The 14,797-nt window shown below is 51.1% G+C and carries 13 protein-coding genes; 9 read left to right on the forward strand and 4 right to left on the reverse strand.

All coding sequences use genetic code 11. From position 1 onward, the window contains the following. Positions 1-278 precede the first annotated feature (278 nt). From dnaK to nhaR, 4 genes are all read left to right on the forward strand, one after another. A complete protein-coding gene (gene dnaK / locus ABIC79_RS08800; RefSeq protein ID WP_013577068.1) occupies positions 279-2,180 on the forward strand; it encodes a molecular chaperone DnaK in 1,902 nt (633 codons plus the stop codon). Between the two features lie 99 nt (positions 2,181-2,279). Further along, positions 2,280-3,413, forward strand: coding sequence for a molecular chaperone DnaJ (gene dnaJ, locus ABIC79_RS08805; RefSeq protein ID WP_013577067.1), 1,134 nt, complete (start codon positions 2,280-2,282; stop codon positions 3,411-3,413). A 229-nt stretch (positions 3,414-3,642) separates the two neighbouring features. Then, a complete protein-coding gene (gene nhaA / locus ABIC79_RS08810; RefSeq protein WP_121019692.1) occupies positions 3,643-4,818 on the forward strand; it encodes a Na+/H+ antiporter NhaA in 1,176 nt (391 codons plus the stop codon). A gap of 39 nt (positions 4,819-4,857) precedes the next feature. Further along, entirely contained in the window at positions 4,858-5,745 is an 888-nt protein-coding gene (gene nhaR, locus ABIC79_RS08815) for a transcriptional activator NhaR (protein ID WP_354566833.1), read from the forward strand. Between the two features lie 82 nt (positions 5,746-5,827). On the opposite strand, the gene rpsT is transcribed toward nhaR, so the two are convergent. Together rpsT and ABIC79_RS08825 are read right to left on the reverse strand one after the other, a co-directional pair. Next, a complete protein-coding gene (gene rpsT, locus ABIC79_RS08820) occupies positions 5,828-6,091 on the reverse strand; it encodes a 30S ribosomal protein S20 (protein ID WP_013577064.1) in 264 nt (87 codons plus the stop codon). A 117-nt stretch (positions 6,092-6,208) separates the two neighbouring features. Beyond that, positions 6,209-6,352: a hypothetical protein gene (locus ABIC79_RS08825; protein WP_197063140.1), complete on the reverse strand. Its 144-nt coding sequence runs from the start codon at positions 6,350-6,352 to the stop codon at positions 6,209-6,211. 178 nt (positions 6,353-6,530) lie between these two features. On the opposite strand from ABIC79_RS08825, the gene ribF reads away from it, so the two are divergent. The 5 genes from ribF (at position 6,531) to ispH (ending at position 12,263) form a co-directional block, all read left to right on the forward strand. Continuing rightward, entirely contained in the window at positions 6,531-7,469 is a 939-nt protein-coding gene (gene ribF, locus ABIC79_RS08830; protein WP_013577063.1) for a bifunctional riboflavin kinase/FAD synthetase, read from the forward strand. A gap of 61 nt (positions 7,470-7,530) precedes the next feature. Then, complete coding sequence (ileS, locus tag ABIC79_RS08835) at positions 7,531-10,347, forward strand: isoleucine--tRNA ligase (protein ID WP_112197251.1); 2,817 nt, start codon at positions 7,531-7,533, stop codon at positions 10,345-10,347. Continuing rightward, complete coding sequence (gene lspA, locus ABIC79_RS08840; protein WP_013577061.1) at positions 10,347-10,853, forward strand: signal peptidase II; 507 nt, start codon at positions 10,347-10,349, stop codon at positions 10,851-10,853. The genes ileS and lspA overlap by 1 nt, the downstream gene beginning before the upstream one ends. Before the next feature lie 5 nt (positions 10,854-10,858). Then, positions 10,859-11,329, forward strand: a complete 471-nt coding sequence (gene fkpB, locus ABIC79_RS08845; protein ID WP_013577060.1) for an FKBP-type peptidyl-prolyl cis-trans isomerase — start codon at positions 10,859-10,861, stop codon at positions 11,327-11,329. Further along, positions 11,310-12,263, forward strand: a complete 954-nt coding sequence (ispH, locus tag ABIC79_RS08850) for a 4-hydroxy-3-methylbut-2-enyl diphosphate reductase (protein ID WP_013577059.1) — start codon at positions 11,310-11,312, stop codon at positions 12,261-12,263. The genes fkpB and ispH overlap by 20 nt, the downstream gene beginning before the upstream one ends. A gap of 65 nt (positions 12,264-12,328) precedes the next feature. On the opposite strand, the gene ABIC79_RS08855 is transcribed toward ispH, so the two are convergent. Both ABIC79_RS08855 and ABIC79_RS08860 read right to left on the reverse strand, forming a co-directional pair. Next, on the reverse strand, positions 12,329-13,204 hold the full coding sequence (locus ABIC79_RS08855) for an SMP-30/gluconolactonase/LRE family protein (protein WP_013577058.1): 876 nt from the start codon (positions 13,202-13,204) through the stop codon (positions 12,329-12,331). 160 nt (positions 13,205-13,364) lie between these two features. Next, positions 13,365-14,510 carry a porin gene (locus ABIC79_RS08860; RefSeq protein ID WP_112151004.1) on the reverse strand — a complete coding sequence of 382 codons (1,146 nt, stop codon included), beginning with the start codon at positions 14,508-14,510 and terminating at the stop codon, positions 13,365-13,367. Positions 14,511-14,797: the final 287 nt, after the last annotated feature.

Raw genomic sequence — 14,797 nt, forward strand, 5'->3', positions numbered from 1 at the left:
GAAGAAACGCTTGGGAAATGAGTAAAAAACCCACATATCTTTAGAAGCGCGCGGCATCATAAGGAGGGTTGCGTCAGCAAACATTGATCTGGCGTAACAGCAATTGAAGATTTTTTTTCACTTTGCCCCTTGATGCTGAGCTGCATGGCCCCATCTTATTCCCAACCGCAGTTGTTACCGTCGGGAAATCCGTTAAATGGGGCTGTTGAAATCGAAAAGATCGGCCACATATACAGTAGCAACCTGAACGAATATGAATTTAAGTGGAGACGTTTTAGATGGGTAAAATTATTGGGATCGACCTGGGCACCACCAACTCTTGTGTAGCTATCATGGATGGCACGACTGCTCGTGTACTGGAGAATGCTGAAGGCGACCGCACCACTCCTTCCATCATCGCTTATGCGGCAGATGGCGAGACTCTGGTAGGTTCTCCGGCTAAACGTCAGGCTGTGACTAACCCGCAGAACACCCTGTTCGCGATCAAGCGCCTGATTGGCCGTCGCTTCCAGGATGAAGAAGTACAACGTGATAAAGGCATCATGCCTTACCAGATCGTAAGCGCTGACAATGGCGACGCCTGGATCGACGTTAAAGGTCAGAAAATCGCACCTCCGCAGATCTCTGCAGAAGTGTTGAAGAAAATGAAGAAAACCGCTGAAGATTATCTGGGTGAACCTGTAACTGAAGCTGTTATCACCGTACCTGCTTACTTCAACGATGCTCAGCGTCAGGCAACGAAAGACGCTGGCCGTATCGCAGGTCTGGAAGTCAAACGTATCATCAACGAACCGACTGCTGCGGCACTGGCTTATGGTCTGGATCGTGAAATCGGCAACCGTACTATCGCGGTATACGACCTCGGTGGTGGTACTTTCGATATCTCTATTATCGAAATTGATGAAGTTGACGGCGAAAAAACCTTTGAAGTACTGGCGACCAACGGTGACACTCACCTTGGTGGTGAAGACTTCGACAGCCGTATGATCAACTATCTGGTTGAAGAATTTAAGAAAGAGCAAGGCATGGATCTGCGTAACGATCCACTGGCGATGCAACGTCTGAAAGAAGCCGCTGAAAAAGCGAAGATCGAATTGTCTTCTGCTCAGCAAACTGACGTGAACCTGCCGTACATCACTGCTGATGCGTCAGGTCCAAAACACATGAACATCAAAGTGACCCGTGCAAAACTGGAATCTTTGGTTGAGGACCTGGTTAACCGTTCTATCGAACCACTGAAAGTGGCGCTGAAAGACGCAGGCCTGTCAGTTTCTGACATTCAGGACGTTATCCTGGTGGGTGGTCAGACCCGTATGCCAATGGTTCAGAAGAAAGTTGCTGATTTCTTCGGTAAAGAACCACGTAAAGACGTGAACCCGGATGAAGCTGTGGCAATCGGTGCAGCAGTTCAAGGTGGTGTCCTGGCAGGTGACGTGAAAGACGTTCTGCTGCTGGATGTGACTCCGTTGTCTCTGGGTATCGAAACCATGGGCAGCGTGATGACTCCGCTTATCACTAAAAACACCACCATCCCGACCAAACACAGTCAGGTGTTCTCTACTGCGGAAGACAACCAGTCTGCAGTAACCATCCATGTGTTGCAGGGTGAACGTAAGCGTTCAAGTGATAACAAATCTCTGGGTCAGTTCAACCTGGACGGTATTCAGGCAGCACCACGCGGTCAGGCTCAGATCGAAGTCACCTTCGACCTTGATGCCGATGGTATCCTGCACGTGTCTGCGAAAGACAAAAATACCGGCCGTGAGCAGAAGATCACCATCAAGGCATCTTCTGGTCTGAGCGAAGAAGAAATCCAGAAAATGGTCAACGATGCTGAAGCCAATGCTGAATCTGACCGTAAGTTTGAAGAACTGGTTCAGACCCGCAATCAGGCGGACCATCTGATCCACGGTACCCGTAAGCAACTGGAAGAAGCCGGCGACAAACTGCCAGCTGAAGACAAAACCGCAGTAGAAGAAGCCCTGAAAGCACTGGAAGTGTCTGCTAAAGGTGAAGATAAGGCTGATATCGAAGCGAAAATCCAGGCGCTGGTACAGGTTTCCGGCAAACTGATGGAAATGGCTCAGCAACAAGGTCAGGCTGAAGGCGGCGATACCAGCGCGCAGAAAGATGACGACGTTGTTGACGCTGAATTCGAAGAAGTTAAAGACAAAAAATAATCGCCCTTAAGCGGGCACAGTAAGAAGCTTTACTGATAACCAGCACGGGCGTCGAGGAAACTCTACGCCCGTGCACGCATGTTGAGGGTAGGTTAAAGCATGGCGAAGCAAGATTATTATGAGATTTTAGGCGTATCCAAAACAGCGGATGAGCGTGAAATCAAAAAGGCTTATAAGCGTCTGGCGATGAAACATCACCCTGACCGAAATCAGGGCGATAAAGAATCTGAAAGCAAATTCAAAGAAATTAAAGAAGCTTATGAAATTCTGACCGATGCGCAAAAGCGTGCGGCCTACGACCAGTATGGTCATGCAGCCTTTGAACAAGGTGGCATGGGCGGTGGTGGTGGCTACGGCGGCGGCGGTGCAGATTTCAGCGACATCTTTGGTGACGTCTTTGGCGACATCTTTGGCGGCGGGCGCCGTCAGCGTGCCAGCCGGGGCTCAGACCTGCGTTACAACATGGATCTGACTCTGGAAGAGGCCGTTCGTGGTGTCACCAAAGAAATCCGCATCCCGACACTGGATGAATGTGACGTTTGCCACGGCAGCGGCGCGAAAGCGGGTAGCTCTCCGACCACCTGTCCGACCTGTCATGGTGCAGGTCAGGTTCAGATGCGTCAGGGCTTCTTCACAGTCCAGCAGGCGTGTCCGACCTGTCAGGGTCGCGGTAAAGTGATTAAAGATCCGTGCACCAAATGTCATGGTCATGGTCGCGTAGAACGTTCAAAAACGCTGTCAGTGAAGATTCCTGCGGGTGTGGATACCGGAGACCGTATTCGTCTGGAGGGTGAAGGCGAAGCCGGTGAGCATGGTGCTCCGTCAGGTGATCTGTACGTTCAGGTTCAGGTTAAAGCGCATAAAATCTTTGAGCGCGAAGGTAATAACCTGTACTGCGAAGTGCCAATCAATTTTGCCATGGCAGCACTGGGTGGCGAAATTGAAGTGCCAACGCTTGATGGCCGCGTGAGCCTGAAAATTCCTGCTGAAACGCAAACGGGCAAAATGTTCCGTATGCGCGGGCGCGGTGTGAAATCTGTCCGTGGTGGCGTTCAGGGCGACCTGATGTGCCGGGTGGTAGTGGAAACTCCGGTCAGCCTGAACGAGAAGCAGAAGCAGTTGCTGCGTGATCTGGAAGAAAGCTTTGGTGGCGTTTCGGGTGAGAAAAATAGCCCGCGCTCTAAAAGCTTCCTGGACGGCGTGAAAAAGTTCTTTGATGATCTGACCCGCTAAGCTTTCGCTAAATCGAGCGACGGAAAGCCAGATAACATCCCCGGCAGCGGTTGACGCGCCGGGGATTTTTTATGGATTTTTATTCAACAATGTGAAAACCAATGATTCGTAAAAAGCGAAGTATAATCCAGAAATAATCGACTTTTTACGAAGTGATAGTTTGCGTACAATTCAGACATACCCTTGTGGTGAGCTTTTTCTTGCCACGTTTTTCTACAGGAGAGTCAGAATGTCAAATATCATTCGTCAGTTTTTACGGATGGAAGCCGCCGGTGGTGTGATATTAATCATCGCAGCCATTGTGGCATTAATCATGGCGAATAGTCCGTTGCAGGGGATTTATCAGGCATTTCTGGATATTCCCGTCACCCTGCGTTTTTCCGAGCTGTTGATCGACAAGCCACTTTTGCTGTGGATTAACGATGGCCTGATGGCAGTGTTTTTCCTGATGATTGGTCTGGAAGTAAAGCGTGAGATGTGCGAAGGCGCGCTGGCCAACCGCGAGCAGGCGATGTTTCCTGCTATTGCCGCGCTCGGGGGTATGGTTGTTCCGGCATTAATCTATTTACTGTTTAACGGCAGCGATGAAATAGCCCGTCAGGGTTGGGCTATTCCGGCGGCAACGGACATTGCGTTTGCGCTGGGGGTGATGGCACTGCTGGGGTCACGAGTGCCGACCGGGTTAAAAGTGTTCCTGCTGGCACTGGCCATTATTGATGACTTGGGTGCCATCGTGATCATCGCACTGTTTTATAGTCACGATGTGTCGATGATGGCACTGGGGTTATCGGCGGTGTGCATCGCTGTACTGGCTCTACTGAACTGGCGGGGGGTAACGAAGCTGACGCCGTACCTGCTGATTGGTGCTGTGTTCTGGGTGTGTGTGCTGAAATCAGGTATCCACGCGACGCTGGCGGGTGTCATTCTTGGCTTCTTAATTCCGCTGAGAACCAAAGAGAATAAAAGGTCACCTGCTCGCCGCCTGGAGCATGGGATCCACCCCTATGTTTCCTGGTTTATTTTGCCGCTGTTTGCGTTCGCCAATGCGGGTATCTCTTTGCAGGGCGTGACAGTTGCGGGTTCATTCTCGACATTACCCATGGGTATTGCTGCCGGGCTTCTTCTCGGTAAGCCGCTGGGTATCATTCTGTTCGGCGGGATCGCCTTGAAATCAGGGATTACACGGCTGTCATCCGGCATAACTTTTAGCCAAATTTCGGCAGTCTCCGTGCTGTGCGGTATCGGTTTTACGATGTCGATTTTCATTGGTTCTCTGGCCTTTGCGACGCTGGAGCCTGCGTTGCTGACGTACGCCAAAATGGGCATCCTGATGGGATCAGCCGCATCAGCGGTTCTGGGATACCTGCTCCTGAGCCGGGCCTTGCCTAAGAAACGTGCAAATTAATAATGACGCTGACTTCATACTTTCGGAAAGGGTGAAACCATGCCTCATATCAATTACAACCACTTGTATTATTTTTGGCACGTGTGTAAATCAGGTTCTGTTGTGGGAGCTGCTGAAGTGTTGCACCTTACTCCGCAAACGATCACCGGGCAGATTAAATCCCTGGAAGAAAGATTGGATGGGAAACTCTTCAAACGGCAGGGGCGTGGGCTGGTGCCTTCTGAGTTAGGGCAACTGGTTTACCGCTATGCGGATAAAATGTTCACCCTTAGTCAGGAAATGCTGGATATCGTGAATTACCGCAAAGAGGCGAGCCTGTTGTTTGATGTGGGTGTGGCGGATGCGTTATCCAAACGACTGGTCAGCCGCGTATTGGAAGCTGCCGTGCCGGACAACGCGCAAATTCACCTGCGCTGTTTTGAATCGACTCACGAAATGCTGCTCGAACAACTGAGCCAGCATAAACTGGACATGATTTTGTCTGATTGCCCGGTGGACTCCACGCAGCAGGCAGGGCTGTTCTCGGTCAAACTGGGTGAAAGTCCGATCAGCTTCTTTTGTTGTAATCCACCGGCAGGCATGAATTTCCCGGCTTGTCTGAAGCGTCGTTCATTACTCATCCCCGGCAGGCGTTCAATGCTGGGGCGCAAACTGCTGAACTGGTTTAATACGCAGGGGCTGAAGGTCAATATTCTCGGTGAGTTTGATGATGCCGCGCTGATGAAAGCGTTTGGAATGAACAACAACGCGATATTTGTCGCTCCGGCTATTTATTCATCAACTGAATTTCAGGATGAAAAAATAGAGGAAGTCGGACGGGTGGAAGGGATTATGGAAGAGTACTACGTGATATTTGCCGAAAGAATGATTCAGCATCCTTCGGTACAGCGGATTTGCCATACGGACTTTTCAGCGTTGTTTGAATAGCTTTTAGTGTTGAACTCAAATTTCAGATATAAAAAAACCGGCGTGAGCCGGTTTTTTTATCAAGCATTTCAGCGTAATGCGATTATTGCATTGCGTTGATTTGCGCAGTCAGGTTTGACTTATGACGCGCTGCTTTGTTTTTGTGGATCAGGCCTTTGCAAGACTGACGGTCCACGATTGGTTGCATTTCGTTAAATGCGTTTTGTGCAGCAGCTTTGTCGCCTGCTGCAATAGCCGCGTATACCTTCTTGATAAAGGTACGCATCATAGAACGACGGCTCGCGTTGTGCTTACGGCGTTTTTCTGACTGTACGGCGCGTTTCTTAGCTGATTTGATATTAGCCAAGGCCAACTCCCAAATATTTTTCTATTGATGAACAATTCAAAGGCCGAGGAATATGCCTTTTCGGTCTTCTTTTGTCAACGGATTTGTGCAAATAAGCGGCGTTTTAAAGAGTGAACTTTACTCGTCGCTTGTTACGTTGTGATGGCGCAGGATTTTAACAGCTTCCGGCATCGGAATACAGTCTTTCGCGAGAAAAATCGACAGGAGAGTGTACAAACTGCCCACTACGGCCATTAACGCTTTGTTTATGCGAAAAGTCACGCATTCCCTGTATGCAACGAAAGATTTTCATCGCCACGCCGCCATTTGAACCGCAATATCTGCCGTATGCAAGAGAGAATGGTGTGATCCTGCTAATCGCTGGTTAACCTTGGAGGCTGTACAAGGTATAATCCGCCGATTTCCATCGTTATGAGTCAGCATTGGATTTGAGCCAGCTATGGAGCTAATTCGTGGAATACACAATATTCGAGCACGTCATCATGGATGTGTGCTGACTATTGGCAATTTTGATGGTGTACACCGTGGTCATCAGGCCCTGATTGAACAGCTTAAGCTGGAAGGTCAACGTCTGGGGTTGCCGGTGATGGTAATGATTTTCGAGCCACAGCCTCTGGAATTGTTTGCCGGTGATAAAGCACCTGCACGCCTGACCAGTTTGCGTGACAAAGCCAAGTATCTGGCGGAGTGCGGGGTTGATTACCTTTTATGTGTGCGTTTCGAACCCCGGTTTGCCGCACATATGGCGCAGGCCTTTATCTCACAACTGCTGGTAGAGAAGCTGGGTGTTAAATTCCTGACTGTCGGGGATGATTTCCGCTTTGGTGCCAGCCGTCTGGGGGATTTTGAGCTATTGCAGAAAGCCGGTGAAGAATACGGCTTTGAAGTGATCAGCACGCAAACGTTCCGTGAAGGCGAGAACCGCATCAGCAGCACGGCGATCCGTAATGCGTTGCGCGACGATGATCTGGCCCTGGCCGAGAATTTACTGGGCCATCCGTTCAGTATCTCGGGCCGGGTCGTACACGGCGATAAACTGGGACGCACCATTGGCTTCCCGACGGCAAACGTGCCGTTGAAGCGGGTCGTGTCTCCGGTGCGCGGCGTGTATGCGGTTGAAGTCTTAGGCCTCGGGCCTGAACCTCTGCCGGGCGTGGCGAACATTGGAATACGTCCTACAGTCGGAGGCGTGCGCAAGCAGTTGGAAGTGCACCTTCTTGACACCACATTAGATTTATACGGGCGCCACATTGATGTGGTGCTCCGCGCGAAATTGCGCAACGAACAGCGTTTCTCCTCGCTTGATGCTTTAAAGCAACAAATTGCGAACGATGAAGTGACGGCCCGTGAATTCTTTGGGTTAAAGACACTGCGCTAAACATGTACTGACAGGCGTGTAACAAAGCCTGGAATCCAGCCGAAAACGGAACCGAGAATCTATGAGTGACTACAAGAACACCCTGAATTTGCCGGAAACAGGGTTCCCGATGCGTGGCGATCTGGCCAAGCGTGAACCTGACATGCTGAAAAATTGGTATGAACAGGATCTGTACGGGATTATTCGTGCTGCCAAGAAAGGCAAGAAAACCTTTATTTTGCATGACGGCCCTCCGTATGCGAACGGCAGCATTCATATTGGTCACTCAGTAAACAAAATTCTTAAAGACATGATCGTTAAGTCCAAAGGACTGGCGGGCTTTGATGCGCCGTATGTGCCGGGCTGGGACTGTCATGGTCTGCCAATCGAGCTTAAAGTCGAACAACTGATCGGCAAGCCGGGCGAGAAAGTCACGGCAGCAGAATTCCGTGAAGCCTGCCGTAAATACGCAGCAGAGCAGGTTGAAGGCCAGAAGAAAGACTTCATCCGTCTGGGCGTGTTGGGCGACTGGGATCATCCGTACCTGACCATGGACTTCAAAACTGAAGCCAACATCATTCGTGCGCTGGGTAAAATCATCGGTAACGGCCATCTGCACAAAGGGGCTAAGCCGGTTCACTGGTGTACAGATTGCGGTTCATCCCTGGCAGAAGCCGAAGTTGAGTATTACGACAAAGCGTCTCCTTCTATTGATGTGGCGTTCAACGCGACTGACGCTGCCGCCGTTGCCGCGAAATTTGGCGTGTCTTCCTTTAACGGCCCGATTTCTCTGGTGATCTGGACCACCACGCCGTGGACCATGCCAGCAAACCGCGCTATTTCACTGAACCCTGAGTTTTCTTATCAGCTGATTCAGGCAGAAGGTCAGTGTCTGATCCTGGCAACCGATCTGGTTGAAAGCGTCATGAAACGCGCCGGTATCGCAGAATGGACTGTACTGGGCGAATGTAAAGGCGCGGACCTCGAACTGCTGCGCTTCAAACACCCGTTCCTTGGTTTCGACGTTCCGGCGATCATGGGCGACCACGTAACGCTCGATGCCGGTACTGGTGCCGTGCATACCGCACCGGGTCATGGCCCGGACGACTTTGTTATCGGCCAGAAATACGGTCTGGAAGTGGCGAACCCGGTAGGGCCGAACGGCTGCTATCTGCCAGGCACTTACCCGACGCTGGACGGTAAATTCGTCTTTAAAGCCAACGATCTGATCGTTGAGTTGCTGCGCGAAAAAGGCGCATTGCTGCACGTTGAGAAAATAACGCACAGCTATCCGTGCTGCTGGCGTCATAAAACGCCAATCATCTTCCGCGCGACGCCACAATGGTTCATCAGCATGGATCAGAAAGGTCTGCGTCAGCAGTCTCTGGAAGAGATCAAAGGCGTGCAGTGGATCCCGGACTGGGGCCAGGCGCGCATCGAAAACATGGTCGCTAACCGTCCTGACTGGTGTATCTCCCGTCAGCGTACCTGGGGCGTGCCGATGTCTCTGTTCGTTCACAAAGACACTGAGCAACTGCATCCGCGCAGCCTTGAGCTGATGGAAGAAGTGGCGAAACGTGTTGAAGTGGATGGCATTCAGGCGTGGTGGGATCTGAATCCGGAAGACATTCTGGGTGCGGACGCTGCCGATTACGTCAAAGTGCCGGATACGCTGGACGTGTGGTTTGACTCCGGTTCAACCCATTCTTCCGTGGTGGATGTGCGTCCTGAGTTTAACGGTCATTCACCGGATCTGTATCTGGAAGGGTCTGACCAGCATCGCGGCTGGTTTATGTCTTCCCTGATGATTTCGACGGCCATGAAAGGCAAAGCGCCTTACAAGCAAGTGCTGACGCACGGTTTCACTGTGGATGGTCAGGGCCGCAAAATGTCTAAATCCATCGGCAACACTATCGCGCCGCAAGACGTGATGAACAAGCTGGGTGGCGACATCCTGCGTCTGTGGGTGGCATCTACGGATTACACCGGCGAAATCGCCGTGTCCGACGAAATCCTTAAACGTGCTGCGGATTCTTATCGCCGCATCCGTAACACCGCGCGCTTCCTGCTGGCGAACCTTAACGGTTTCGATCCGGCGCTGCACAGCGTGGCACCGGAAGACATGGTTGTTCTGGATCGCTGGGCTGTTGGCCGTGCGAAAGCCGCACAGGACGAAATCATTGCCGCGTACGAAGCCTATGATTTCCATGGCGTCGTTCAACGCCTGATGCAGTTCTGCTCGATCGAAATGGGATCCTTCTACCTGGATATCATCAAAGATCGCCAGTACACCGCGAAAAGCGACAGCGTTGCACGTCGCAGCTGTCAGACCGCGCTGTATCACATCAGCGAAGCACTGGTCCGCTGGATGGCACCGATCATGTCGTTCACTGCCGATGAAATTTGGGCAGAACTGCCGGGAAGTCGTGAGAAATTCGTCTTTACCGAAGAATGGTATGACGGTTTGTTCGGTCTGGCGGGCAACGAATCCATGAACGATGCGTTCTGGGATGAACTGCTGAAAGTCCGTGGCGAAGTGAACAAAGTGATCGAACAGGCGCGTGCTGATAAACGTCTGGGCGGTTCTCTGGAAGCGGCGGTCACGCTGTTTGCTGATGATGCGCTGGCAACGGACCTGCGTTCTCTGGGCAACGAACTGCGCTTTGTCCTGCTGACGTCAGGCGCGAAAGTCGCCGCTTTGTCTGAAGCTGACGATGCCGCTGTGCCGAGTGAATTGCTCAAAGGCCTGAAAATCGGTCTGGCGAAAGCGGAAGGTGACAAATGTCCGCGTTGCTGGCATTACACAACTGACGTTGGTCAGAACGCGGAACACAGCGACATCTGTGGCCGTTGTGTCACTAACATCGCCGGTGACGGCGAAGAGCGTAAGTTTGCATAATGAGTAAATCGATTTGTTCCACCGGACTCCGCTGGCTCTGGCTGGCGGTCGTGGTCATCATCGTGGATCTGGGCAGTAAGTTTCTCATTATGGGAAACTTCCAGCTCGGTGAATCCATGCCGTTGATCCCGTATTTAAATCTGTTCTACGCGCAAAATCATGGCGCTGCGTTCAGCTTCCTGGCTGATAAAGGCGGCTGGCAGCGCTGGTTCTTTGCGTTAATCGCGCTGGTGATTGTCGTGGCGCTGGTCGTGCTGATGTACCGCGGCACCGCGAAGCAAAAGCTGAACAATATCGCTTTTGCGATGATTATCGGCGGGGCGCTGGGCAACTTGTTTGATCGCCTGTATCACGGCTTTGTGGTCGATTTTATCGATTTTTACGTCGGTAACTGGCATTTTGCTACGTTCAATCTGGCTGACAGCTTTATCTGTGTCGGCGCAGCCATGGTGGTGCTGGAAGGTTTTCTGGCAAAGCCATCAGAAGCTACAAAGAGTAAAGGATAAGGTCTATGTCTCAACAGGTGAAACATGACAGCGCTGTACTGGTGCATTTTACGTTGAAGCTGGAAGATGGCTCTACGGCGGAATCAACCCGCGCCAATGGCAAACCTGCACTGTTTCGCCTTGGCGACAGCAGCTTGTCTGACGCGCTGGAAAATCAGCTGTTAGGGTTGAACGTAGGGGATAAACGGGCGTTCACGTTAGCCCCTGAATCGGCATTCGGTAGCAAAAGTCCGGATCTGGTTCAGTTCTTCTCCCGCCGTGACTTTCAGGAAACTGGGGTGCCGGATGTCGGCACCATCATGTTGTTCAGTGGTCGTGATGGCAGCGAAATGCCGGGCGTTGTCCGTGAAGTGACAGAAGATTCAATCACTGTAGATTTCAACCATCCGCTGGCAGGGCAACATATCGATTTCGATATTGAAGTGCTGGAAATTGACCCGGAGCTTGAGGGGAAACATGCAGATATTGCTGGCTAATCCGCGAGGATTTTGTGCGGGTGTTGACCGCGCAATCAGTATTGTAGAACGTGCGCTGGAAATTTACGGCGCACCTATCTATGTCCGCCATGAAGTGGTGCATAACCGCTACGTGGTCGACAGCCTGCGTCAGCGCGGTGCTGTTTTTATCGAGCAAATCAGCGAAGTACCTGATGGGTCTATTCTGATTTTCTCTGCCCACGGTGTTTCTCAGGCGGTACGTGCAGAAGCGAAAGCGCGTGATCTGACGATGCTGTTTGACGCGACTTGTCCGCTGGTGACCAAAGTTCATATGGAAGTTGCGCGCGCCAGCCGTAAAGGCACTGAAGCCATTTTGATTGGTCACGCCGGGCATCCGGAAGTGGAAGGCACCATGGGGCAGTACAGCAATCCGAACGGGGGAATGTATCTGGTCGAGGCGCCGGAAGATGTTTATAAATTGCAGGTGAAAGACGAAAACAACCTGTGCTTTATGACGCAAACCACGCTGTCGGTTGACGACACTTCTGCGGTGATTGATGCGCTTCGCGATCGCTTCCCGAAAATCATCGGGCCGCGTAAAGATGATATTTGCTATGCCACAACTAACCGTCAGGAAGCCGTGCGTACGCTGGCTGACGGAGCAGATGTTGTGCTGGTGGTGGGTTCAAAGAACTCGTCGAACTCCAACCGTCTGGCCGAACTGGCGCAACGTGTCGGTGTACCTTCTTATCTGATCGACTCTGCGGCAGATATTCAGGAAAACTGGCTGAAAGATGCGAAAAGCATTGGCGTTACGGCAGGCGCATCCGCACCGGATATTCTGGTGCAGGACGTGATCAGCAAGCTGAAAACCTTTGGCGGGCTTGATGTGATCAACATCGAAGGGCGCGAGGAAAATATCGTGTTCGAAGTGCCAAAAGAGCTGCGTGTTGATGTGCGTCAGATCGACTGATCTCAGACCCTAAATGAAAACCGGCTCAAAGTGGCCGGTTTTTTTATGTCTGCACTCCTGCGGCATCAATGAGGCGGGAGTTTAAACAAATTCTGCGGTGCACCCACGGTGGTGGTTTCAACGTGCAGCAACGCACCCTCCAGCGCATGTGGCGCATCGAGGTTTTTTCGCGCCGAGGTGATAAACAGCTCAGTCATATCCGGCCCGCCAAACGTGCAACAACTCGGTTGTGTGACCGGCACTGGCTGGGTATCCAGTGTCAGTAATTCGCCCTGATTGATCTGCTGGCGCAGCAGGCATTTTGAACCCCAGCAGGCAGTGATCAGCCAGCCATTCTGTGCCAGCGCAGAGCCATCGGGGATCTTATCGCCCGAAGAAAAACAGGATATTTTCAGTGGATTGATGCGGCGGGCGTTGGCGGAGAAAAAGCGTTTTTTCTTACTGTCTGCAAACCAGACTTTGCCTTCATACCAGACCAGTGTGTTGGTACAACCGACGCCATCGAGCATCATTTCCGGCTTTTCTGCGCCCGCTTCATAGCGGAACCATTCGCCGTTATCTTTTTCTTCCTTTATATCCAGCGTACCAAACCACAGAGAACCATCGGGCGCGATGGCTGCTTCATTCGGACGGGTGCCTTCCGCGCCGGGATAATCACAAAGCTTCTGGCGGGTTTTCTGTTCGTACTCGTAAAGATGGATCCCGTCGACGGAAACCAGCAAAAATTGATTTCTTTTTTCGGTCAGCAACACGGCGCTGGTCAGCGAGGGGAGTTCATGAATTTCAGTTTGCCCGTTGTCGGGCCAGTAGCGCAAAACACACTGAGCCAGAATATCGACCCAAAGCAAAGATTGTGTACGCTGGCACCAGACGGGAGTTTCACCCAATTCGGCTCGGTAGTCGCCAATGGCAGTCACGTCGGACCGGAAAAATGCTGACATCGCAAAGCTCTCCTGCAGGTTACATAGTGGATATAGCGACAGCTGTCTCTATGAGTTTAGTCTGGCTTTGCGTACGTGGGATAGATGAAATGGTGTAAAAAGAAAGGGCCAGCCCGTCAATAAGACGTAAAGCTGGCCCCAAAAGTTCAGTCGTTAAGATTTAGAAATCGTAACGCAGACGGATCAGATTCATATCACCGAGATTATCGGTAGAGGACGTGAACACGTGCTCGTAATCAACACGGAAGCCGTAATCGAGCTGGAAGGACACACCCAACCCGTTATCAATACGCTGGTAATTACGGCCGGTTACATAGGTCAGACGGTCACCCATGAAGTACGGCTGAATGGTTTTGACCGCCAGCTGATTGATTGGGAAAGCATACCCCAGGAAGTATTCCAGACCATAAGCATCGCCCGCGAAGAAGCGATCTTCAGTTTTCACACCAGTCGTCAGGAAGTCATGGTAGTAACCGCCACCGAAGGACGCTGTCCAGTTGCCGGGTTTCCAGCTCAGCGCAGTACCAACAATGCTCTGGTTGTAATCTTTAGAGGTGTTGTCGCCCGGGTTTCTCATTTCTGCGTCGGTGTAGTTGTACGCCGTACCCCAGGTCAGATCTTTGGTGATGTGGTAATCCACACCGACAGAACCGCCGCCGTTACGTTTGTAACGCAGCCCGTTTTTGCCGGTGAGCAACTCATTGTCTTCGAACAGGTAAGAGGCATACACATCTGCATCGCCGAAGGTGTTTTTGTATTTCAGCATCTTACGGGAACGGTAAGAACCATCGTAATCGCCGTTCACACCATTACCCGGTGCCTGGGCGAGCATGTCGTAATCCCAGATATCGGTTTTCGCACCGACCACATCGTAATAAACGCTGTTTTGCTGACCGAAGGTCAACTGGCCGTAAGTTTTGCTTTTCAGACCGGTGTAGAGCATGCGACGGCTGGTGTTATGCGCGCCATCTGCGTGGTGATTATCCCAGCCAGTCAGGGCAGGAATATTCACACCCAGCTCGTAGTAGTTAATCCAGCTGATGTCATCAAACAGATAATAATCAGCAGAAAAACGGAAACGTGTACCGCCATCAAAACCATTGGTCTTGTAGTTTTTCACCCCGTTCTGGAACTGGAACTGCGGACGAATACTGCCGCCAACCTGGAAGTTCAGGCGGCTCAGCGGATCGTTCGGCTGTGGGTCTTGTTTAATTAGAGTGATTTCTGCGTGTGCAGCAAAAGAAGCTAAACCAAATAAAAGACCTGCAGTCGCCACTTGTGTGACTTTGTTCAGTTTGAATTTCATGTTAAGTCCCTGTGCCAATATACTGATCTGAAAAATCAGCAACAAAATTGGCAGTGTGTATTTTTTATATTCCCCTTACTGATGACTGTCTGGTAAGGGTGAAGACGCGCCTTATGAAGCCAGGCTACTTATTTTGACTGTCGTTTAAATCAAATTTCGGCAGTTAAAATTAGGTTGCTATTTATTATCATAATCATTGATTTTATCAATATTATTTCGCCATATATAATAAAAATTTAATGTTTCAGATCTAAGAAATGTTTTGTTTGCTGCTTATCTGTCTCACG

The sequence above is a fragment of the Rahnella sp. 2050 genome (assembly GCF_040544515.1).
GTDB classification, from domain to species: Bacteria; Pseudomonadota; Gammaproteobacteria; order Enterobacterales; family Enterobacteriaceae; genus Rahnella; species Rahnella aceris.

Excerpts from the sequence above, each read along its gene's own strand:
- dnaK (WP_013577068.1), top strand. The coding sequence starts at position 279 with ATGGGTAAAATTATTGGGATCGACCTGGGCACCACCAACTCTTGTGTA.
- dnaJ (WP_013577067.1), top strand. The coding sequence starts at position 2,280 with ATGGCGAAGCAAGATTATTATGAGATTTTAGGCGTATCCAAAACAGCG.
- nhaA (WP_121019692.1), top strand. The coding sequence starts at position 3,643 with ATGTCAAATATCATTCGTCAGTTTTTACGGATGGAAGCCGCCGGTGGT.
- nhaR (WP_354566833.1), top strand. The coding sequence starts at position 4,858 with ATGCCTCATATCAATTACAACCACTTGTATTATTTTTGGCACGTGTGT.
- ribF (WP_013577063.1), top strand. The coding sequence starts at position 6,531 with ATGGAGCTAATTCGTGGAATACACAATATTCGAGCACGTCATCATGGA.
- ileS (WP_112197251.1), top strand. The coding sequence starts at position 7,531 with ATGAGTGACTACAAGAACACCCTGAATTTGCCGGAAACAGGGTTCCCG.
- lspA (WP_013577061.1), top strand. The coding sequence starts at position 10,347 with ATGAGTAAATCGATTTGTTCCACCGGACTCCGCTGGCTCTGGCTGGCG.
- fkpB (WP_013577060.1), top strand. The coding sequence starts at position 10,859 with ATGTCTCAACAGGTGAAACATGACAGCGCTGTACTGGTGCATTTTACG.
- ispH (WP_013577059.1), top strand. The coding sequence starts at position 11,310 with ATGCAGATATTGCTGGCTAATCCGCGAGGATTTTGTGCGGGTGTTGAC.
- ABIC79_RS08855 (WP_013577058.1), bottom strand. The coding sequence starts at position 13,204 with ATGTCAGCATTTTTCCGGTCCGACGTGACTGCCATTGGCGACTACCGA.
- ABIC79_RS08860 (WP_112151004.1), bottom strand. The coding sequence starts at position 14,510 with ATGAAATTCAAACTGAACAAAGTCACACAAGTGGCGACTGCAGGTCTT.